A 21,938-nucleotide genomic window follows, 5' to 3' on the forward strand; every position below is an offset into this window, starting at 1 on the left:
AACAAAAGAATTTGGGGTATAGAAAGTTGAAAAGAATTTGAGATGGAAAAAGTTGAAAAGAACTTGCGATGAAAAATTGAAAAGAATTTGAGATGGAAAATTGAAAAGAATTTGAGATGGAAAATTGAAAAGAATTTGAGATGGAAAAAGTTGAAAGAAGATTTTCGAAGGAGAATGCTCATTGTCAGAGTGAACTTTAAAGTGAAGAGTCACAAAAAACATGGGGAAATGTAAAGATACCTTATTATGTTGGAAACTATTCTGATAATCTCTGACAATTTGGCATCATTTGGATGGCATCAGCTAAAATGGACATTTTAGTGGATCTGGATACAGTTTCATTGCATTCTCTTTATTCCAGCAGAGTTCTCGGATTAATAAAGCCGCTCCTGAGCATATGGTCTGCAAGCACAAGGGCAATCATGGCTTCGGCAACCGGAACCATTCGCGGAGGAATTGTGGGATCATGCCGGCCTTTTATTGCAATTTCAGTATTTTCCAGGGTTTTGAGGTCAACTGTCTGCTGAATTTTTCCTATGGACGGGGTTGGCTTTACTGCTGCCCTGCAGACAATGTCCAGTCCGGTTGAAATTCCTCCTAGAATCCCGCCTGCGTTATTGCTCAAAGTGGTTATTTTTCCATCCTCTATTCGGAAAGGATCATTCATTTCACTTCCGCGCAGGCGGGCAGCTTCAAATCCGGCTCCGATTTCAAAGCCTTTGACGGCAGGAATACTCATTAGAGCTTTTGCAAGGTCCGCATCCAGTCTGTCAAAGACCGGTTCTCCAAGGCCGGCAGGCACACCTCTGATAATAAGCTCGACAATGCCTCCGATACTGTCTCCTTCCTGGCGAAGAGCCGCGACTTTCTCAAGCATTTTTCCGGCAGCTTCAAGATCAGCACAGCGCACAGGGGTCTTTTCTACGTTTTCAAGAATTTCTTCAAAAGATAGAGGCTTTGCGCGGATGGCTCCAAGTTCAAGCACATGTCCAGCGATTTGTATTCCGAACCTGGAAAGCAGGAGTTTTGCAAGGGCTCCGCCTGCGACTCTGCCTATTGTTTCCCGGGCTGAAGACCTGCCTCCACCACGGTGATCCCTCATTCCGTAGCGGGCCATGTAAGTAAAATCGGCATGCCCGGGCCTGGGAGTGTCTTTAATGGCATCATAAGCCGAAGACCTGGCATCTGAGTTCCAGACAAGCATAGAAACAGGTGTGCCTGTGCTCATCCCTTCAAAAATTCCCGACAGGATTTCAACCCTGTCAGCCTCGTGCCTCGGAGTTGAAACCTCACTCTGTCCCGGACGCCTCCTGTCCAGTTCTTTCTGAATATCAGCCTCGGAGAAAGGAAGCCCTGCAGGCAGTCCGTCTACCACAACACCTACAGCCCTGCCGTGGGATTCGCCCCATGTAGTAATTCGAAACATCTGCCCGAAAACGTTTCCAGCCATGCATCTTAACTGGTTTTTTTGCTATTTGATCCTTGGGGTCGCTGGGAGGAGGGTTCAAGATGTACAACCACATCAGAGACATCTTTGTATTCACCCTTCAGCTTTTTGCTGACTTTATGAGCAATAAGGTGTGCATCGTCAAGTGGCATATCCGACTGGACAAGCAGATGCATATCAATCTTGAAATCTCCCATGCTCCCACGAGTCCGGATTTTATGGCATCCCTTTACGCCTTCAACTGTCATAACCAGGTTGCAAATTTCTTCCTCTTCAATTCGGGACATATCCAGAAGGACTCTGGAACCTTCTTTAATAATCATGTACCCGGCCCTGAAAATGATAAAAGCAATTACTATGGCTATAAAAGTAAAGAGATAAAAATAGAGGCTACAGTTTCATACTTTCGATGTCCGTAAGGATGCTCGATATCAGGCGGGCGGTCTCCAATAAAACTTCCAGCCAGTCCTACAATATTGGATAAACCATCAAAAAGGGAGTGATAACCGTCCGCAGTCATACTCAATGTACTGGTCAATTTCCCATCACGGACACTAAATTGGCCTTTTAGGCAATTCCACTGCCCAAATAAATAAGGTGATCGAATAAATAGGAGATATTATTGATATGCGGTCTTGAATTGGAAATCATCTTATCCATAGTTATCCACAGGGAATGGCGAAGAGCAAACTCTGGTTTGTCGCTACTTAAGTGTTTTTTTCTATTACCTTGAACCTTACAGTAAACTCAGTACCTTTGTTCCTTTTTAATTTAAGCTCTCCGTCTAACTGATTTACTAAAATATTTATTAACTGCATGCCAAGTGACTCGATACTTTCTAACTTCAGACCTTCAGGAATTCCGTTTCCATTATCTGAAACTACCAGACAGAACTCGGACCTGTTAATTCCATTAATTGTCTCTCCATGCCTTCTAAGTTGAATTCCAATTTCTCCTTCTTTCTTTCCAGTAAATGCATGTTTGAGAGAATTAGAAATTAGTTCATTAACAATAATGCCTAAAGGAACAGCAGTATCCATATCAAGAAATGTATTCTCTTCCAGATCCATATTCAAGCGGATATTTATGCTGCTAAGTCCATAAGTCATCAACAGGCTATCAGCCAATTTTTTAAGATATTCTGAAAAGTTCAGTTTTTCCGCCTGCCCTCCTTTGTAGAGTTCTTCGTGAATTAGAGACATTGAAAGTACGCGGTTCTGACTTTCACTGAAAGCTTGCTTGACTTTCTTATCCTCAAACTTTTCGGCCTGGAGATCCAAAAGAGAAGAGATTACCTGCAAGTTATTTTTGATTCTGTGGTGAATCTCTTTTATACGGACTTTTTCGAGTTTTACCAGAGCTTCTTCTGTTTTTTTACGTTCAGTGATATCCTGAACTATTCCTCTGACTCTAATAGGAGTGTTTTTCTCATCAAAAATTACTTGTCCCTGTGCATAGAGTATGCATTCTTCTCCATTAGCTGAGATAACTCTAAAATCAATTTCAAAAGATTTCCCGTAAAAAGCTTCTTTAAAAGCATTATTCACATATTCTCTATCTTCTGGAAGAACAAGATTCAAAAACGCATCATAAGTCCCATCGAATTCTAGAGAGCAAAGTCCGAAAATATTGTGTATTTCATCTGACCAGTATAATTCATCAGTCACCAGATTCCAGTCCCAATTTCCGAGATGGGCTATTTTTTGAGCTTCACTTAATCTAATTTTATTTTCAAGTAATGAGTTATAAGCTTCTTCAAGTTCAACTGTACGCTCTTTTATTTTTTCTTCTAAAGTATCATTTACTTTTTTTAATGCTTCTTCAGCTCTTTTGCGCTCGGTAATGTCAACTGCAATACAGATGACTCCAACGATGGCTCCTGTAGCATCGCGCAATGACTCAGTGGTCATCTCATGGAATAAATCTCCGCCAGCGGAAACAGGCCTATGAATAACCACTTCATCACATCTGCTAACACCACTAGCCAAAACCTGCTTTTTGATGGAAACAAATATCTCGGCATCATCTAATTGATATACATCATAATCATTCTTACCCAGAAGATCTTCGAGTTTAAAACCAGGCGAAGGATTATAAGCCCAAGTATATCTCAGATCACGGTCTTGACTGGAAATAACAACAGAAGATCCCTGCAAAGCAATACGGAAACACTCTTCGGACTTACGTAACATTTCTTCTATTTGTGCTCTCTCTATAATCTCTGCCGCCTGCTGAGCTAGCAGGTCAATTAGCTGAAGGTCATGGTCCTGTGGTTTATGTGGTTTTTTATAATGCGTTGAGAACATGCCGAGTAATCTTCCTGATCGGCTCACAATTGGTGTAGATTGTACCGCTCGTATTCCAGCTTTAAGCTGGATTTCCAGAGCAGGAGTACCTACAAAAATTGGGCTTTGTTCAACATCCTCGACAATTACCCTCCCTTTAGATCCAAGTGCCGTACCACAAGTTCCACTTCCCACAGATACACTGTTCCAGAAGTCCAGCCACCATTTAGGAAATCCACGAGAGGCTACAATCTTAAGTTCAGAGGATTCAGGGTCCAGTAATTGGATATTGCCAAAGTCAGCATCAGAAATTGCAATTGCAGCATCGACTATTTCGACAAGAACAGGTTCAAGATTACCTTCGCGAACAAACAGTGTACCGATCTTATGCAGCCTGGTCATAGCATTAAGGTCGGACAGTAGATATTTTTTGTGATCATTCAATGCTTTCTCTGATCTGGCCTGCTCTATCAGGTCAGCTGCCTGCCGCGCTAGCAAGTCAAGCCTCCAGAGATCATGCTCGTTTGGAGAATAAGGAAAATCCCATTGAGTCGTAAGGATACCAAGAAGCTTACCCGTCCGGCTTAACATCGGTGTGGACTGAATCGCTCGTACTCCGGCCTCACGCATCACAGTCAGAGAAGGTGTCCCGGCAAATATAGAACTTGTTTCAACATCCTCAACAACAATGCGCTCTCCATGTTGCATCACCTTTCCACAAACTGAAGCCATGTTCTCAGCAGATGCAAAATAATCCAGGAAAGGCTGTTCGTGACCATAATGGGCAACAATATGTAACGAATCATCCTCAAGGAGTTGCAAGGTACCCATTTTTGCTTCCACAATAGAGATTGCTGCGTCCATTATTTCTTTTAATAATGGTTGAATCCCTTCAGCTCCCAAAAGTTTTGTACTCAGCTCATGTATTTGAGTCAGTGCTTCCAGGTCGGCTTTTACCAGAAGATGTGCTTGCCTTATCTCCAGATCCAGTTTATCAATATCATGCTCAGGTTCTTCATTCTGCTTCAAATATGCTTTTAGGCTCTGTATTTCGTCTTTTAATGCACGGTTTTCATCCACCAGTAGCTTATTCTCATCTAATAATGCTTGACATGTTATAGGCTCCCAGCCATCAGTATGTTTGGTAGTCATATTTTTATACTGACCTTTTAAGATTAATTCGATCTTGCTGATTAGGTTCTCTGAAATCATTTTTTACTTTAATATTTGATTAACATCCCCAATATTTTGTAGATCGGATGATAGTTTCTGCTTTTTTGGCACTGCTTTTTGAGATATTTCGCTTGACAGATATTATATTAGTTTGACAGATATTATATTATAGGACTTACGCAGTTGAACTGAAGAATCAACAGCATTAGACAGCAAACTGTCTAAAACATTACTTAAATCCACAGTCTTTGTTGTAATTGATTTTGTTCCTCAAGTGCGTAAGTCCTAATATTAGTTATTTTGATAGCCTGCTCCCATGCTTGAGACGCTTATAGCGTTGTAGATTTATAAGGAAAGTTTTTTTTCAAACGTTATATACTCTTGCATCGGGACATATAAAGAGAATATAACATAAAGAGAATATAACATTTGAAAATAGAGATAATCGAACAAGAATTGTATTTCTTCAGAGGTTTTATTCGCACTGTCAGTACTTGATGCTTTTTTAGATACTTGCTCTTTCGATGATATCGGCTGCACTGAGAGCTAGAAGATCCAACATTTGAAGTGTATCTTTGTCTGGCTTATGTGGTTTTTTATATTGTGTTGAGAACATGCCAAGTGGTTTTCCTGACCGGCTCACTATTGGTGTAGATTGTACCGCTCGTATTCCAGCTTTAAGCTGGATTTCCAGAGCAGGAGTACCTACAAAAATTGGGCTTTGTTCAACATCCTCGACAATCACCCTCTCTTTGCGTCCAAGCGCCGTACCACAAGTTCCTTTTCCCACAGATACACTATTCCAGAAGTCCAGCCACCATTTAGGAAATCCACGAGAAGCTACAATCTTAAGTTCAGATGATTCAGGGTCCAATAATTGGATATTGCCAAAGTCAGCGCCAGAAATTGCAATTGCAGCATCGACTATTTCGACAAGAACCGGTTCAAGATTACCTTCGCGAACGAACAGTGTACCGATCTTATGCAGCCTGGTCATTGCATCGAGGCCAAACATCAACTGTTTTTCGCGCTCACTATAGGTTGTCTCTACCTGTTTGTAATCCGGATCAATTTTACCTGTAGTCTGTTCAAGTCCTTCAGCCTGTGCCAGACATGCTCTTAGACTCTGTACCTCTTCCTTTAATGCATTGTTTTCATCTGCCAGTAATTTATTCTCATCCAATAGTGCCTGATACATTGTGGATTCTTGACTTGTAGTATACCTAGAATTCATGCTTTCCACTCTCCATAAATAATATGTTTAATACTCGAAATTTTGAGTTTTCTATATAATTTGTATTACAGGCTATCTAAAAACTCAATTCATTTATACAACTGGATAATTGATATTTTTTAGTTTAAATTAGAATCGGAAATTTTTCCGAAACTCCGGCGTATATTTACCTTTAAGTCGAATTTTGCATCCCAATTGTACAATCAAATTTAGTTTTTGAGGCTATCCGATGATCTTTATTTTTAATTACAGTTACCAGATATAAAAATAAGAAGCGAATTTTAGATATTATAAAATGAATTAAAATAAAAATATTAACTTAAATTAAAAAATATATATAGATATATGAATAATTTTCATATTTATATTGGTAACTATTAATAATCATTCTTTAATTATTAGATATATAGATAAGTTGTATTATTTAATACCTACTTTAGGCGACAAACATATTAACACATTAATATACTTACGAACTATTTTTAACGATAGGGGTTGGAAAAAGAAAGGCTCTTCGTTGTCTTGTGTAGATATCCTCATAATATTCTCATAAAATCCAGCGCGTTATTTAATTGAAAATAGTATTACATAGAGAATGACGAAGAACCAAAAGAAAAGATCAAAATTCGGATAGATGATTACAAAAATTTGACTTTTGAATCTCTCGTACAAGCTCCCTAAAAACAGATCAAAAAATTGGGATACAAAACCAATCACAGCCATCATTGCTGCTAACGAATGTTTTCGAGGAGATTCAGGCATTTATTTAAAAATATAAAAAAGAAAAGTGCTTTATGAATATAAAGCGTTTATTCCTACTTCTTAATGACCTTATCCCTTAGTTACATTCCGTAGTCACGCCATCAAATTCCTCTGGATTAGCTTCGGCTTCGGCCTTCGTGGCGCGTACAATGCCGTCCTTGTGAACAGGCGGTGAATAGATCGTATAGAATTTTAAAGAACCTGTTTTCAAAGTGTTGATGACATTGTGCTGGGCACCTGCCGGCACAACCACTGCAGATCCGCTACCGACTTCATATTCGTTACCGTTAATTATGCACTTTCCCTGCCCTTCCTCAAAGCGGAGAAACTGGTCGGTATTCTCATGCACTTCCATTCCGATATCTTCCCCTGGTTTGAGGCTCATAATCGATAGTTGGTTATGCTTTGCAGTATAGAGTACCTTCCGGAAATAGTTATTTTCCAATGTGACATTTTCGATATTGGTAGAAAACCCTTTCATTTGATTTTTTGCCTTTTCTACTGTCTTGCATGTCTCCTTTCCAGCCATACTGGGAAGTTCTTTAGCGCTTACTGCCGCTACGGTAATTGATAGTAGAAAACAAACTGCCAGCAAAATGCCCAGTGTCTTTTTAAGACTCATTTGTTGACTCCCCCAACCTGTTTCAACTTAATCAATTTTGCAGATTTTAGATATTCAATTCACCCATGCTGGCAGATATGCTCATCATTAATAAATTGTCCAATGTATTTTGATGAGGATACTAACAGTAGTAAATTCTATCCTCATTTTATATCATGGAACTTGCCAGCAAAGGCGATTTCAAACACACGCAATAGTATAATTATATTCGATGAATATAATATAAGCAGAAATATAAATATTGGATGAATAAAAATGACGACTACAAATTGATTTTTTACATAGAACTCCCCCAGGAATATTCACAATGTTTATATTTTTCAGTATTTCATCTTCAAAGGACAGCTTTGTCATTGGTTTGCCAGGTTTGGAACGCGGACTCATGCATATTTAGATAACCGAGAAAAATCGAGTTTCTGATCCTGAAATATTTTCCAGAAAATCTTAATGAGTGAAACTGAAAATTGGTTTTGGGATAAGCTTGCAAATTGAAACTTGAATTAAAGATTCAGGTAAAAGGCTTTTTTGATTCAAAACTCTTAGAAACCCTGCTTTTAGACAATAGACTTGAGGTAATTTTGCCTTGTGCATTAGCCTTAAATATTAGGTTTGCCTAAATATGGACAAATTAAAAAATTAGGTCTGCCTAAATATAAGAGCAAAAATATGAAACTACCAGTTACCTGCCCTGAAAGAGAATGCTGTTGCGGAAAAACGAGATGCACACCAGGAAAAGGGCTTCCGAAAATCATACTTATAGGAAACCCTAACGTGGGAAAAAGCAGCCTTTTCAATGCCCTCTCCGGAAGTTATACACTGGTCTCCAATTATCCGGGAACCTCAGTTGAAATCACCCACGGAAAAGCAAGGATAGGAGAAAGGGAATATGAAATAATCGACACGCCCGGGATGTACTCCCTGCTCCCTGTAAGTGAGGAAGAAAGGGTCTCTCAACTTCTACTTTTTGAGGAAGAAGCTTCAGTTTACCTCCATGTAATAGATGCCCGAAACCTCAGGCGGATGCTTTCTTTCACCCTGCAGCTACTTGAAGCCGAGCTTCCTCTTATCCTTGTCCTGAACATGATGGACGAAGCTGAAGAAAGAGGAATTGAAATCGATATATCTGAACTCAGCCATTACCTGGGAATCCCGGTTGTTGGAACGGTTTCAAGTGAAGGAAAAGGGGTAGAGGAACTTAAAGCTGCAATTTCGGAGTTTACTCCTGGAAACAACATTCAAAAATTTAGGCAAAAACTTGACTATGGTACAGAAATTGAGCCATATATCGAAAAAGTTGAAGGTTTGCTTGACCCCGCAAAAAAAGCCGAAATTTCAGCAGGAATCTCAGCCGGAATCTCAACCGAAATCTCAGCCGGAATCTCAAAAAGAGCGATCTCACTCCTGCTGCTGCAGGAAGATCGGACAGCCCTTGAATACCTGCAAAGGGCTGAAAAAACCCCAAATTGTGAGGGAAAAAGTCGCGGAAAAAGCTCAGAAGAAATCCAGAAACTTGCAGAAGCTGCCTCAAAGATATCTGAAGTCCCTCTTTCCTACCTGTTCACCCTGAAGCGCCAGGAACATGTAAACGAAATCGTAGAACAGGTAATGAAAACACCTGAGAAAAGCGAGAGAAAAAGTAATGGCAAAGCCGGAAAAAGAAGAGCAGAAGAAGATACTGGAATAAAGAGAAGTAAAACACAGAATAGAAATCTCGGTTTTTCCGAGAAAATTGACAGTATTCTCATCCATCCTGTGCTTGGGATACCTGTATTGTTTTTAATCCTGTACTTCGGGCTCTATCTGTTTGTAGGCGTATTTGCAGCCGGAACAGTTGTTGATTTTCTGGAAAATACGGTCTTTGGAGGATACATAAACCCCCTTGTAACTGCAAAGTTCACGTCGCTTGTACCCTATCCAGCTCTTCAGGACCTTTTTGTGGGAGAATACGGAATTTTTACCCAGGCCGTAACATATGCAATTGCCCTTATTCTTCCGATAGTGGGAGCCTTTTTCCTTGTGTTTTCCATCATAGAAGACACGGGTTATCTTCCAAGGCTGGGCCTGCTCCTGGATGGCATGTTCAAGAAAATAGGGCTCAGCGGAAGGGCAGTAATCCCAATGGTACTCGGGTTTGGCTGTTCTACAATGGCTACAATGGTCACCCGCACCCTTGAAACAAAAAGGGAAAGGCTCATTGCAAATATCCTGCTGGCTCTTGCAATTCCCTGCTCGGCACAGCTAGGCATTATTATTTCAGTCCTTTCGGGAAACCCTGAAAGCCTGCTTATCTGGGCTGTAGTAATAATACTGGAATTTATCCTGATAGGTTTCCTGGCTTCCAGAGTCCTGCCAGGAGAAGCTCCCACCTTCATACTTGAAATGCCTCCTCTAAGGAAACCGAAGCTTTCGAACATACTGGTTAAAACTTACTCCAGAATGCACTGGTATTTTCTGGAAGTTCTGCCCCTATTTGTACTGGCAAGTGTTCTGATATGGATAGGCAGGCTAACAGGCCTTTTTGCCCTTGCCCTGAAAATCATAGAATACCCAACAGTCTGGATAGGCCTGCCTCCTGATGCAGCTGATGTCTTCCTTTTCGGTTTCTTCAGGAGAGATTTTGGGGCAGCTGGACTTTATGGAATGCATGACTCAGGATTACTGACAGGTGTGCAGCTCGTAGTTGCAGCCATTACTCTTACCCTTTTCATGCCATGCATAGCTCAGTTCATGATGACGATAAAAGAAAGAGGTTTAAAAACAGCCCTTACAATTTCGGGTTTCATTTTCCCGTTTGCCTTCCTTACAGGCTTCATCGTAAATAACCTGCTAAAACTGCTGGGGGTTACCCTGTGAAATGCCCACTCTGCGGAAACGAATTTGAGAAAGCTGATGAAACGAAATGCACCGGCTGCGGGAAACTTCATAGTTGTAACAAGCAGTGCTGCCCAAACTGCGGATATGAACTTGTACAAGAAGCAAAGATTATTCAATCCATAAGGAAGTTTTTCAAATGGTAACTAAAAACCCACATTTTGATCTGAAAACTATAACTCTCTGCGCAATGGAACCCAGAAAAACCGGAAAAATTGCCCACCTTGAAACGAAGAACCCGGGAATTCTACAGAAGTTAATAGCTATGGGTATCCTGCCTGGTATGCCTATTACACTGATCCGGCGCTCGCCGTCATATCTTTTTGAGGTTGACCAGACCAGGTATGCTGTTGATAAGGAAATTGCGAATAATATTTATGTTAGCTATTGATTTTACTCCAATGAAGAGGTACAGGAAATGGCCTCGGAAAGATACCCGTCCGAACACACAATCAAAAATATAATAGAGTGAGGGAAGAGGTCCTCATAAGAGCACTCATTTATGACCTCCAACATTTATTTACGTTCTCCAAGGAAGATCATCATCCCTGAAGGTGAAGCTTCTTTGTAAATACCCTCCAGTACTTCAAGCAAATCCTCTTCGCCCCGCCAGAAGGGGAATTTTCCAAGCCTTTTTGGAAGAACTGCTGCAGCCGGAGGGATATGAACCTCAAGGGATAGGCTTTTTCCTTCTTCTGGATTTTCAGGAAGCTTACCCCAGAAAGTTTCCGGATCAAGTGGCAGGGGCTCCGGAGAAAAAGGAGCTATTCCTTCTTTGTTTTTGGCTCCGGTTTCGGTTCCGATCTCAACATCCGGCTCTTCCAGGAATCTTCTGGCTTCTGCAACAAGGTTCTGGTTTTCCGGGCCCGAACCCTTTCCGAGAATGGACATAAAATCGTCCATATCTACCCCCCTCAGCTTAAAGATAAGGAAAGGGTCCCTGTCAAATTCTTCCCCGAGCAGATAGTAGACGGCTGCAATATGCTTGCAGGGGTTTGACCAGTCAGGACAGGAACAGTCGGTTTCAAGGTCTTCGAGCTTTTCAGGGAAAAGGGAGAGACCTATTTCCTGGAATGCAGAGTCGATATCTTCCGGCATTTCTCCTGCGAGGAGCTTGGCTGCAAATATAGGCTTTAAGGCAAGCCTTTCTGCAAGACGTTCCCATTCGGAACCGTTCAGTGTACGGACTTTAATTGTTACTGAGTAGGGTTTGGGGCTTGAACCCTGGACTTTGGCTCTTACAAGCCCTGTTTCTATTTTTATGGAAGTTACCTGGCCTTTACGAGCATAAGTTTTTCCGCGGGTTAACCTCGCTCCAAGGTTAAAGCTTTCAAGGGTTTTGATCCAGCGTTTTGCCCACCAGCTCTTGACAAAGCTCCCACGTTTGGATTTTGCTTTGATTCCTCCTTTGACTTCAATTGGCTTTGTGGGCTCATAATGACCATATCCATCCCAGTAAGCTGCCATATTATTCACCTACCGCTTCTTCTCTAAGAGTAAAAATTTCCTTCAATTCCTCATTGGAAAGTTCTGTCAGCCAGGATTCCCCTGTCCCGACAACATTCTCTGCGACCTGCACTTTATGCTCAATAATCTCATCGATTTTTTCTTCAAGCGTGCCTGCACAGATGAACTTGTGAACCTCGACGTTTTTTGTCTGGCCTATACGGAATGCCCTGTCAGTTGCCTGGTTTTCAACAGCCGGATTCCACCAGCGGTCGAAATGGAATACATGGTTGGCTCCAGTAAGGTTAAGCCCCGTGCCTCCGGCTTTAAGGGAGAGGACAAAAATCGGGAGATACTCTTTTCCTTCCTGGAAACGCTCAAGCATCCGGTCCCGCTGCTTTCTGGGAACCCCGCCGTGCAGGAAAAGGACTTCACAGCCGAAGCTCGCCTGCAGGTGCTCTTTTAGTATTTTTCCCATTTCCGCAAACTGGGTGAAAACAAGGGCTTTTTCTCCGTTTTCCAGAACCACATCCAGCATTTCGGTAAGCCTTTCGAGTTTTCCTGACCGTCCTGGAATTCCGGAGTTGTCCTTCAAAAACTGTGCTGGATGGTTGCAGACCTGCTTGAGCCTGGAAAGGGCAGATAGAATTATTCCTTTTCTCTGGATTCCCTCTTCATCAGCTTCTTCAATTGCCTCTTCGATATCTTTGAGGACTGCCGCATAGAGTGAAGCCTGTTCTTTTGTCAGCGTACAATAGGTCTTCATCTCCATTTTTTCCGGCAGGTCAGAGATAATCGAACTGTCAGTCTTCAGGCGACGCAGGATGAAGGGACCTGTAATTTCTTTTAACCTTCTTGCAGCTTCCGGGTCTCTTTCGGCCTGAATGGGGATAAAGAAGTTCCTCTTGAAGCCGGCCTGACTGCCGAGGAAGCCGGGATTTAAAAACTCCATGATGGACCAGAGGTCGCCTACATTATTTTCAACCGGAGTCCCTGTAAGAGCTATGCGGTAATCGGCTTCCAGCGCCCTGGCAGCTTTTGCCTGTTTAGTTTCAGGGTTTTTGATATTCTGGGCTTCGTCAAGTACCACTCCAGCCCAGGGAACACCTTTTAAGAACGTAACATCCCTCTGCAAAAGACCATAGCTTGAGATAACAATACTATGTTTCATAGCTTCTTTTTTGAATTCCTCTTCTTTTTTCCGGCTGGTGCCGTGGTGCACCATTACCGAAAGTTCAGGCGTAAAGCGAGCAGCCTCTTTTTTCCAGTTATTGATAACCGAAGTCGGACAGACCAGAAGAACCGGTTTTGTGGCTACAGGTTTTGCGGCGTTAGGAGCATTAGAAATGTTAGGAGCAGTAGAAGCGTTAGGAGCAGTAGGAGCAGTAGAAGCGTTAGGAGCAGTAGGAGCAGTAGAAACGTTAGGAGCAGTAGAAACGTTGGGAGCAGTAGAAACGTTAGGGACGCTAATAAGTTTTGAATCTTCACGTCCGGCTGCCCCTTCTTCAACCTGTTCCAGGTCATACTGGATGAGAGCAAGCGTCTGGATGGTTTTTCCAAGCCCCATGTCGTCTGCAAGGCAGGCTCCTATGCCTAATTGCCTCAAAAAAGAAAGCCATGAGTAACCTCGGAATTGATAAGGCCGAAGAGTTCCTGAAAAACCATTGGGAGCCGGAAGTTCTTCAAATCCGGTTTTGTCCTTTAAGCGACTGATTAATTCTCCAATCCAGCCTTCTGCATTGATCCCTTCAAAATCCAGACCTCCAGCATTTTCGGATGCTCCTACAGCAAGCTTTAGAACCTCGCGCAGGTTTGCTTCTCCATGGGGGTTCTTCTTCCAGAACTCAAGAGCAGCCTTGATTTCAGCATCGTTTACCTCAACCCACTGCCCGCGAACCTTCACAAGTGGAGCTTTGAGTTTTGCAAGAGCCCGCAACTCTTTGGCTGTTAACACCCTGTCCCCAAGGGCGATTTCCCAGTCAAAGCTGACGATTTTGTCTAGAGTAAGCCCGTTTCCGGCCTGTAACTTCTTGCCCTTAACCTTTGCCTGGGCTTTTAAGTGAGTTTTTGTACCCTTGCGAGTCCACCAGCCAGGAAGAAGTATTCCAAACCCGGCCTGGCTTAAGTTCACTGCATTTTCAGTCAGGAAACGGTAAGCCTCTTTCGTATCAAGGGAATATCCGGCTGGGTTGGGAGCCTCAAGGCTGGAAGCGATTCCTGCATTAATACCGGCAGCCTGCCCGAGGGAAGATAACAGAAATTGACGAATGTTTTTCACATCATATTTTTTCAACGGGCTGCCCTTTTTTGGCTTCCAGGCTTCTTTTACAGGAATCAGAAGGCTTGGGTCCTCGTAAGACTGAAGCAGGTAGCGGACGTACCACAGCCCTTTGGGAATTTCGATATCATCTATCTCTTCCCTGCTTCTGTTGTTTTCTGTGGTTTCTTTGAGTTCTTCAGTTTCTTCGTCCTCAACTGGTTCTTCCAGCCGAAAACAGAACCTGAAAGGTGAAGTAGTAAGTATTGTGAGGGGACGCTGCCATTCACGGGCCCGAGCCTCAAGCTGAATAAGTTCGGTATCATCTCCATAGATCAGCCCGTCCGGGCTTTTCAGGGCAGAAACCCAGGCATCATGGATACTGTCAAAGGACTTTCTTTTGCGCGTCTCTTTTGCAAACCCTTCTCCTATTTCGGATCGGACTATCCAGTCAAGAGAGGTTTCAATAAACTGCCTTGCCACTAAAGTTGCAGGCATTTCAGGCGGCACGGCAGAGGATTCAGGAGCAAGAGCCCTGGAAGCAGGAGGCATTTGCTTTGCAAGTTTTGCCAGCTCTTCTGCATTTTCTCCGGAAAATACGGGTTCCCAGAAAGCCCTGTACTCTCCTTCTTCTTCCCTGACTCCAGGCAGGTATTTCTGTCCTGCGACCAGTGAACCTGCAAATTTCAGAGCATCGGCCCACCAGAGGAGATCACTTCCTGAAATGATGCCAGGGGCTAAAACTCGTTTTCCCATGCAGGCACAGAGAAGAACAAGAGTTTCTTCAGCTTCCAGAGGGTATGCATTAACCGTCCAGGGAGCCAGGGAAAGTTCGGCTTTCGACTCCGGAATTTCAGCAACCAGAGAGCTGGAAGTAACCGGGTTCCCGCCTATAGTCGGCATCCAGACGTTAATTTTCTTGCCCTCTTTTCGGTCAGGACTGCCCAGCAGCAGCTCAAGAGCAGAAAACAGGTTTTCAAAACTAGAATCATAAGGATAAGGCTTTGCCGTCGGACTTTTAGGTTTTCGCCCCCGTCGAGCGCCCTGAATTTCGTTTTCAGCCGGGCTTTCACCCCATAAGAAGAACTGTTTTCCAACTCTGCCTGCATGAAGAATTATCATAGATATTGTATATTAGCAAAGAAATATTAAAAGGAATCGGAATGAGCTGCTTGAAAACTCCGTTTGTTCTTCGGCATAGGTTCTCAAAAAAGTCTTCCACTGTTACATAGTTAATATTTCCATAATTATTTTCCACGATTGCAGGACTTGTACGCTTCAGAAATTATACGCTTCAGAACTTACACGCTTGAATTGAAAAGCAATAACATTAAACCTTTAATTGCCTAACTCGCAAGTTTGATAACAACGTGTGATTCTCCTACAACATCCTTGAATATACACATGCAGGAAGCGTATATTTTGTGAGCTGGACATGTTTTTGATTAATATTCAAGCCCTTCCCTTGCCAGGACGTTTTTCTCGAAAGGATGCTTTATAAGCCTCATCTCCGTTACCAGGTCTGCCCTTTCTATCAGTTTTCCAGGAGCCCTCCTCCCTGTCAGGACGACTGTAGTTTCTTCCGGTATATCATCCAGCAGTTTGAGGAGATCTTCGGTTTTCACAATGCCAAAGTGGGCTGCAAGATTTATCTCGTCCAGTATCAGGAGCCTGGGCTTCCTTTTCAGGGCTTTTTTTGCAAATTCGAGGCCCTTTTCCGCCAGTTCATAATCCAGAGGCATGGGATTCTTGAAATCTATGAAATCTTCCCTTCCAAACTGGTGGATCTCGTATTCCGGAGCTAGCCTGTCCTTTATTTTGTACTCCCCTATGTACTTCCTGCCTTTCATGAACTGGATAATTATTACACTGTACCCGTGGCCTACAGCCCTGAGAGCCAGTCCAAAGGCGTTTGTGGTCTTTCCTTCTCCTTCCCCCGTGTAAAGATAAACCAGGCCTTTAACCAATTTAACCCCTCAGAAAGTGTACTTTCTCCCCAAAAAGAGTGTAGTTGCAGGAAAATGTAATTTTTGTATCAGGGCCTCCATAACCCATAAAAAATTAGTTTTTCTCCATAAAAGGGCTTTTGGTTGTCCATTTTTACATTGTTGATATTGCCATGATTAAAAATTCAGTATGACAAATGATTGCGTTTTTGTGCAAGGAACACAAATCAGTTCCAGTTTCATTGAGGTCCGGAACAATGGACATATAAAAAGACTGAAAGCCTTACATTAGATAAATTATCCGCTTTACTGGTCTGTGATCCTGTTCAATAATATAATTCAAGTACTTGATTTGCCGAAGGCCTACTTTTTATGTAATATTTCGTCATTTTTCGTTGTATATAATGAATAAATATAAGTATTTGAGCGATGTAGATGATTTTTGTTACTGTTGTTTTGTTTTTTTATTAAGAGCATTATTGGTAAAAGATCAACAAAATAGTAGGCGGATAATATATTATCAACTGAATAAAAAGAGCCACAATATTTTCAGATACGAATCTTAATTTTCTAAAAATTCTTTTAGTACTGCATTCGGAAGCGATTCTGAAATATGTGTTCACAAAACTTAACTTTTTAGTAGATCCGAAGATCAATGATTTTTCCAGAATAAGGAACTAATTTTGGAATCGAAACCCCAGAATGAAGATTTAGGTTCGAGCGTTGAGGAAATATCGCAATGATAGAAACCTCAATTATGAGCGCGGACATCATAGACCGAAAATTTGTGTTATAATTTGTGTTATAATTTGTGTTATAATTTGTGTTATACGTGATGTATAGGAGTGATTAAATGAAGACTAAGTTGAATAGACCGTTTTTCTTTGCAATACTAATGTGTTTCATGTTGATGACAACAGGAATTACCGCAGCTTCTGTTGACCATCCTCCAGTACTTAATCCTATAGGCAGTAAAACAGTTTATGAAGGGAAAACGTTAAGCTTTACTCTCACAGCAAAAGACCCTGATGGCGATAAAGTAACATACTCTGCTACAGGCCTACCAAGTGGAGCCAGGTTGGCTGCGAGCACTGGCAAGTTTACCTGGACACCTGCAATTGGTCAGAAGGGAAACTATATTGTAACATTCAGCGCGAAAGCCAAAGGTCTAAAAGACTCTGAGAAAGTAAAAATAACAGTATTAGCTGAGAATCCAAAAATAAAAATTACTTCCGTGTCACGTTATGGAACCTCAGGATACGCTTCAGGCACAGTTAAAGGTGTAAGTACTTCAGCCTATAGGGTTGCTGTCTTTATATATGTCCCAAATTTAGGATGGTGGAATAAACCCACCTGGGCTCAACCATTAACAACAATTAACTGCAATGGTAAATGGAAGTGCGATATAGATACGGGCGGACGAGATGTATACGCAACAAAAGTCGCTGCATTCCTTGTCCCAAAGAACTATAAACCACCTGAACTTCATGGATCTTCGAGTCTACCGTCTGAGCTTTACAAAAAAGCGGTTGCTCATCACGAAGTCTCTAGATAAATATTAAGGCTCTTCGTTGTTTTGTGTGGATATCCTCATAATGTCCTCATAAAAACCAATGCGGTCTTGAATTGAGAATCATTTTATCCATAAAGAATGGCGAAGAGCCAATATTAAAAATTACAGACTAAATCTTCTTTTTTACGAGTTCAGGGATATTAAAGAATAAATTCAAGTTTTCACCTGGATTTCCGCAGATGTCCTTTCAATTCCCATAATTATTTCTGCTATCTTTTTTTTGAATGTTGACGGGCTTCATTTGTCTGATTTTTGAAATTAATTGAAAGATTTCAGTACTGTAATATAGGACAAGTTGAATAATAGTTCAACAGGTCGGAAGCTTAGTTAATTGGAAAACTGGCCTGTGGAGATATACATGCCCATCGGTCCTACAACGTACTTTGGGAAAGAGAGAGTATTTGTTGATAGGGAAGCCTGCATTCAGACTTTCAGAGAAAATATCCAGAATTCGGGAAATATAGAATACAACGTACTATTTTATCACGGAATTGCCGGAATAGGGAAAAGCAAGCTGCAGAAAGAATTGCAAAAGATACTGGATGAAGAGTATCCCGAAATATTCTGGGCAGCTATTGATCTGAACACAAAAACTTATAGAGAAGTCGGAACTTTTTTAATCGCCCTGAGAAACAAGATTCAGGAGAAATACAAAGCTAAGTTTTACCTTTTCAACATTGCTCATGCCATATACTGGAAAAAACTACACCCTGAAATTCCCCTGCTAGAAGAGAACTATCCTGTGATTAAAGAAGGAAAATTTTTCAGTAAAATAATAGATGTCCTTAATGAATTTGGGCCTACAAGGTTAATCTGGGATATTATAAATAATGCTCCAGACAACATAAAGAGATATTATAAAGAACAAGCCATAGACATCAATAAACTTGTTTCTATGGAAGCCCCTGAAATAGAAAAATTATTGCCTGGTTTTTTTGCTGCAGATTTTACAAGTTATTTAGGTACGAATTCAAAAGCTTACATATTTATTGACACTTATGAAGCTCTCTGGGATGGTCTGAGGGATAAAGGCAGTTTCCATGAAAAAGATGCATGGATCCGGGAAAACCTTATCCCAAACATGAAAGGAGTTTCATGGGTAATCTGTGGAAGGGATGAATTGTTATGGGTTCCCGAATGTGATGAAGACTGGAAAATGTATCTGGAACAACATCCGGTAGATGAACTTCCAGAGAAATATTGTCAAGAATTTTTAGAAGATTGTGGTATTGAAAATAAGGACATTCGGAATATAATTATTAAAGCCAGTGAAGGGGTTCCATACTATCTTAACCTGTCTGTTGATACCTATGAAAAGATTAGCAAGAAAAGACAGCCAGTCTCTGAGGACTTCGGAAAGACGCAGAAAGAGATATTCAACACATTCGTAAAATACCTGAATGATAACGAAATTCGAGCTCTCAAAGTGCTTTCAGTACCCAATTCCTGGGACAGAGCCCTTTTCGAAATATTGATGAAAAAGTTTGATTCAGGATATCCTGCTGGCGCATTTTCAGAACTAATTAAGTTTTCTTTTGTCAAAAAAGATACCGATGGAAAATGTTCTGTTCATCAGTTGATGAGAAAAAGCCTTAAGGAATTCCATGATCCCACAGATCGAAAGAATATTCATAAGTACCTACTTGATTTTTACAGCAAAAAGCTAGAAAAAATTGATATCAAGGCAATCACTCCAGAACACGAAAACGCCCTTACCGAAGCTTTCTACCATGCAAAAGAGTCACTTGATGCAGAAGAATTATGCGAATGGTTTATTTCTGTATCTACTCCGTTCTACAGAGCAGCATTCTGGCAATTGATTTCTCCCTTTTATGAGGAAATTCTTCAGATACTCGAAGTAAATGTCAGCCCTGAACATTTGCTCATTGGAGTTACTTTGAATTATCTCGGTATACTTTATACAAATATGGGAGAATACGAAAAAGCACTCCCATTTTATCAAAGAGCACTGGAAATCTATGAAAAAGTACTCGGCCCGCAGCATCCAGATGTTGCAAAAACACTAAACAATCTCGCAGAACTCTATCGTCAGATGGGCGATTACGAAAAAGCACTCCCATTTTATCAAAGAGCACTGGAAATCTATGAAAAGGTGCTCGGTCCGCAACATCCAGATGTTGCAAAAACACTAAACAATCTCGCAGGACTCTATGAAAGTATGGGAGAATACGAAAAAGCACTCCCAYTTTATCAAAGAGCACTGGAAATCTATGAAAAGGTGCTCGGTCCGCAGCATCCAGATGTTGCACGAACTCTAAACAATCTCGCATTACTCTATTACAGTAAGGGAGATTACGAAAAAGCACTCCCATTTTATCAAAAAGCACTGGAAATCTATGAAAAGGTACTCGGTCCGCAGCATCCATCTGTTGCAACAACACTAAACAATCTCGCAGGACTCTATGAAAGTATGGGAGAATACGAAAAAGCACTCCCATTTTATCAAAGAGCACTGGAAATCTATGAAAAGGTRCTCGGTCCGCAGCATCCAGATGTTGCACGAACTCTAAACAATCTCGCATTACTCTATTACAGTAAGGGAGATTACGAAAAAGCACTCCCATTTTATCAAAAAGCACTGGAAATCTATGAAAAGGTACTCGGTCCGCAGCATCCATCTGTTGCACAAACTCTAAACAATCTCGCATTACTCTATTACAGTAAGGGAGATTACGAAAAAGCACTCCCATTTTATCAAAGAGCACTGGAAATCTATGAAAAGGTACTCGGTCCGCAGCATCCAGATGTTGCAACAACACTAAACAATCTCGCAGAACTCTATCGTCAGATGGGCGATTACGAAAAAGCACTCCCATTTTATCAAAGAGCATTGGAAATCTATGAAAAAGTGCTCGGTCCGCAGCATCCATCTGTTGCAACAACACTAAACAATCTCGCAGAACTCTATCGTCAGATGGGCGATTACGAAAAAGCACTCCCATTTTGTCAAAGAGCACTGGAAATCTATGAAAAGGTACTCGGTCCGCAGCATCCATCTGTTGCAACAACACTAAACAATCTCGCATTACTCTATTACAGTAAGGGAGATTACGAAAAAGCACTCCCATTTTATCAAAGAGCACTGGAAATCTATGAAAAGGTACTCGGTCCGCAGCATCCATCTGTTGCACAAACTCTAAGCAATCTCGCAGGACTCTATTACAGTAAGGGCGATTACGAAAAAGCGCTCCCATTTTATCAAAGAGCACTGGAAATCTATGAAAAGGTTCTCGATCCGCAACATCCAGATGTTGCACGAACTCTAAACAATCTCGCAGAACTCTATTACAGTAAGGGAGATTACGAAAAAGCACTCCCATTTTATCAAAGGGCACTGGAAATCTATGAAAAAGTGCTCGGTCCGCAACATCCAGATGTTGCAAAAACACTAAACAATCTCGTAGAGACCTATCACAAAATCGGAAGACTTAATGAGTCACTACAACTCTATGAGCGTTCTCTTGACATAATTGAATATAAATTAGGCACTGCTCATCCTTATTTCAACATCGCTATAGCCAATTTGATAGAATTATATAATAGTATGCTGGAAGAAATGATGTTTTATGGTTACTTAAGGTCACAAAGGTAAAAAAGAATAAATGTTTATTCCCTCACATGCCTGACGATATGACCGGCCTCAGGAATTATAATCTCAGAAATTGCCAGTTTCACAGCATTTGGCGACCCCGGAAGGCAGAATACCGCTTTTCCTTTAATCACGCCTGCAACAGCTCTGGTAAGGATTACCGATGTTCCTATGTCTTCAATGCTTTTATACCTGAAAAGTTCCCCGAAGCCTGAAATTTCTTTTTCAAAAAGTGGGGTTACAGACTCAATTGTAATGTCTTTTGGTGCAAGCCCTGTGCCTCCGCTTGTAATTATAATATCTGCGGGGCTGTCAAGTGCAGCAAGAACTGCATCGGTAATTGAGGTTTTTTTGTCGGAAACCAGCCTGTAAAAAGAAATTTTATGGCCGGCCGCTTCGAGAAGATCTTTCATATTTTTGCCTGAAATATCATCGGCATCTTCAGGTGAGGCGGGATTTCCGTATTTTTCATATCTTGAGGTCGAAATTGTGATTAAGGCAAACGAAAAGAATTTTTTTGCTTCTTTTTTATGAATTTCCGGTGTAGATTCTTTCATGAAAACCACCTATAGCCATGAGTCTAAACAATGCAACTAATCAAGGAGATATAAAGTATTTTTTGTTGCAGCAATTAAAGGCATGACTATAACAGGGACTTGTAAAATCTTCGGAGGCTGAACAGCTATACAGGTTCAATTTGGCTGGAGTAAAT

15 protein-coding genes and 1 pseudogene are annotated in these 21,938 nt (G+C 41.3%); 5 read left to right on the forward strand and 11 right to left on the reverse strand.

Annotation, left to right across the window (positions count from 1 at the left end; genetic code table 11):
• Positions 1 to 352 precede the first annotated feature (352 nt).
• From aroC to FXW07_RS11165, 6 genes are all read right to left on the reverse strand, one after another.
• Positions 353 to 1,450: a chorismate synthase gene (gene aroC / locus FXW07_RS11140; RefSeq protein WP_229395496.1), complete on the reverse strand. Its 1,098-nt coding sequence runs from the start codon at positions 1,448 to 1,450 to the stop codon at positions 353 to 355.
• Between the two features lie 5 nt (positions 1,451 to 1,455).
• Complete coding sequence (locus FXW07_RS11145; RefSeq protein WP_229395497.1) at positions 1,456 to 1,770, reverse strand: cation transporter dimerization domain-containing protein; 315 nt, start codon at positions 1,768 to 1,770, stop codon at positions 1,456 to 1,458.
• Between the two features lie 38 nt (positions 1,771 to 1,808).
• Positions 1,809 to 1,985, reverse strand: a complete 177-nt coding sequence (locus FXW07_RS11150) for a cation transporter (RefSeq protein WP_229395498.1) — start codon at positions 1,983 to 1,985, stop codon at positions 1,809 to 1,811.
• Between the two features lie 169 nt (positions 1,986 to 2,154).
• Positions 2,155 to 4,884: a histidine kinase dimerization/phosphoacceptor domain -containing protein gene (locus tag FXW07_RS11155; protein WP_229395499.1), complete on the reverse strand. Its 2,730-nt coding sequence runs from the start codon at positions 4,882 to 4,884 to the stop codon at positions 2,155 to 2,157.
• 526 nt (positions 4,885 to 5,410) lie between these two features.
• Positions 5,411 to 6,139 carry a GAF domain-containing protein gene (locus tag FXW07_RS11160; RefSeq protein WP_229395500.1) on the reverse strand — a complete coding sequence of 243 codons (729 nt, stop codon included), beginning with the start codon at positions 6,137 to 6,139 and terminating at the stop codon, positions 5,411 to 5,413.
• Positions 6,140 to 6,977: 838 nt separating this feature from the next.
• A complete protein-coding gene (locus FXW07_RS11165) occupies positions 6,978 to 7,523 on the reverse strand; it encodes a cupin domain-containing protein (RefSeq protein WP_229395501.1) in 546 nt (181 codons plus the stop codon).
• 666 nt (positions 7,524 to 8,189) lie between these two features.
• Between FXW07_RS11165 and feoB the strand changes: the two genes are divergently transcribed.
• The 3 genes from feoB to FXW07_RS11180 are packed head-to-tail and all read left to right on the forward strand — an operon-like array spanning position 8,190 to position 10,785.
• Positions 8,190 to 10,376 (forward strand): ferrous iron transport protein B, encoded by a 2,187-nt coding sequence (gene feoB / locus FXW07_RS11170; protein ID WP_229395502.1) that lies wholly within the window; start codon positions 8,190 to 8,192, stop codon positions 10,374 to 10,376.
• Positions 10,373 to 10,540 carry a hypothetical protein gene (locus FXW07_RS11175; RefSeq protein ID WP_176722181.1) on the forward strand — a complete coding sequence of 56 codons (168 nt, stop codon included), beginning with the start codon at positions 10,373 to 10,375 and terminating at the stop codon, positions 10,538 to 10,540. Before feoB ends, FXW07_RS11175 begins: the two co-directional genes overlap by 4 nt.
• Complete coding sequence (locus FXW07_RS11180; RefSeq protein WP_229395503.1) at positions 10,534 to 10,785, forward strand: FeoA family protein; 252 nt, start codon at positions 10,534 to 10,536, stop codon at positions 10,783 to 10,785. The genes FXW07_RS11175 and FXW07_RS11180 overlap by 7 nt, the downstream gene beginning before the upstream one ends.
• A 125-nt stretch (positions 10,786 to 10,910) precedes the next feature.
• Here the strand turns inward: FXW07_RS11180 and FXW07_RS11185 are convergent, their stop codons facing one another.
• From FXW07_RS11185 to FXW07_RS11200, 4 genes and pseudogenes are all read right to left on the reverse strand, one after another.
• Entirely contained in the window at positions 10,911 to 11,861 is a 951-nt protein-coding gene (locus FXW07_RS11185; RefSeq protein WP_229395504.1) for an SWIM zinc finger family protein, read from the reverse strand.
• A 1-nt stretch (position 11,862) separates the two neighbouring features.
• Positions 11,863 to 15,219 carry an SNF2-related protein gene (locus FXW07_RS11190; protein ID WP_229395505.1) on the reverse strand — a complete coding sequence of 1,119 codons (3,357 nt, stop codon included), beginning with the start codon at positions 15,217 to 15,219 and terminating at the stop codon, positions 11,863 to 11,865.
• A 323-nt stretch (positions 15,220 to 15,542) separates the two neighbouring features.
• Positions 15,543 to 16,064: a cob(I)yrinic acid a,c-diamide adenosyltransferase gene (locus FXW07_RS11195; RefSeq protein WP_048120552.1), complete on the reverse strand. Its 522-nt coding sequence runs from the start codon at positions 16,062 to 16,064 to the stop codon at positions 15,543 to 15,545.
• Positions 16,065 to 16,329: 265 nt separating this feature from the next.
• Positions 16,330 to 16,404: pseudogene (locus tag FXW07_RS11200) on the reverse strand (IS6 family transposase); the annotation flags it as partial.
• Between the two features lie 492 nt (positions 16,405 to 16,896).
• Between FXW07_RS11200 and FXW07_RS11205 the strand changes: the two are divergent.
• Positions 16,897 to 17,598 (forward strand): putative Ig domain-containing protein, encoded by a 702-nt coding sequence (locus tag FXW07_RS11205; RefSeq protein WP_229395506.1) that lies wholly within the window; start codon positions 16,897 to 16,899, stop codon positions 17,596 to 17,598.
• A gap of 376 nt (positions 17,599 to 17,974) precedes the next feature.
• The gene (locus FXW07_RS11210; RefSeq protein WP_229395507.1) at positions 17,975 to 21,229 is read left to right on the forward strand and encodes a tetratricopeptide repeat protein; all 3,255 of its coding nucleotides are present in this window, start codon (positions 17,975 to 17,977) and stop codon (positions 21,227 to 21,229) included.
• A gap of 14 nt (positions 21,230 to 21,243) precedes the next feature.
• On the opposite strand, the gene FXW07_RS11215 is transcribed toward FXW07_RS11210, so the two are convergent.
• Positions 21,244 to 21,783, reverse strand: coding sequence for a molybdenum cofactor biosynthesis protein B (locus FXW07_RS11215; protein WP_229395508.1), 540 nt, complete (start codon positions 21,781 to 21,783; stop codon positions 21,244 to 21,246).
• Between the last annotated feature and the right edge of the window lie 155 nt (positions 21,784 to 21,938).

This window comes from Methanosarcina sp. DH1 (assembly GCF_020804205.1).
GTDB classification, from domain to species: Archaea; Halobacteriota; Methanosarcinia; order Methanosarcinales; family Methanosarcinaceae; genus Methanosarcina; species Methanosarcina vacuolata.

What these genes read in the sequence shown, in the direction of transcription:
- aroC (WP_229395496.1), bottom strand. Translation starts at nt 1,450, where the DNA reads ATGGCTGGAAACGTTTTCGGGCAGATGTTTCGAATTACTACATGGGGC.
- FXW07_RS11145 (WP_229395497.1), bottom strand. Translation starts at nt 1,770, where the DNA reads ATGATTATTAAAGAAGGTTCCAGAGTCCTTCTGGATATGTCCCGAATT.
- FXW07_RS11155 (WP_229395499.1), bottom strand. Translation starts at nt 4,884, where the DNA reads ATGACTACCAAACATACTGATGGCTGGGAGCCTATAACATGTCAAGCA.
- FXW07_RS11160 (WP_229395500.1), bottom strand. Translation starts at nt 6,139, where the DNA reads ATGAATTCTAGGTATACTACAAGTCAAGAATCCACAATGTATCAGGCA.
- FXW07_RS11165 (WP_229395501.1), bottom strand. Translation starts at nt 7,523, where the DNA reads ATGAGTCTTAAAAAGACACTGGGCATTTTGCTGGCAGTTTGTTTTCTA.
- feoB (WP_229395502.1), top strand. Translation starts at nt 8,190, where the DNA reads ATGAAACTACCAGTTACCTGCCCTGAAAGAGAATGCTGTTGCGGAAAA.
- FXW07_RS11180 (WP_229395503.1), top strand. Translation starts at nt 10,534, where the DNA reads ATGGTAACTAAAAACCCACATTTTGATCTGAAAACTATAACTCTCTGC.
- FXW07_RS11185 (WP_229395504.1), bottom strand. Translation starts at nt 11,861, where the DNA reads ATGGCAGCTTACTGGGATGGATATGGTCATTATGAGCCCACAAAGCCA.
- FXW07_RS11190 (WP_229395505.1), bottom strand. Translation starts at nt 15,219, where the DNA reads ATGATAATTCTTCATGCAGGCAGAGTTGGAAAACAGTTCTTCTTATGG.
- FXW07_RS11205 (WP_229395506.1), top strand. Translation starts at nt 16,897, where the DNA reads ATGAAGACTAAGTTGAATAGACCGTTTTTCTTTGCAATACTAATGTGT.
- FXW07_RS11215 (WP_229395508.1), bottom strand. Translation starts at nt 21,783, where the DNA reads ATGAAAGAATCTACACCGGAAATTCATAAAAAAGAAGCAAAAAAATTC.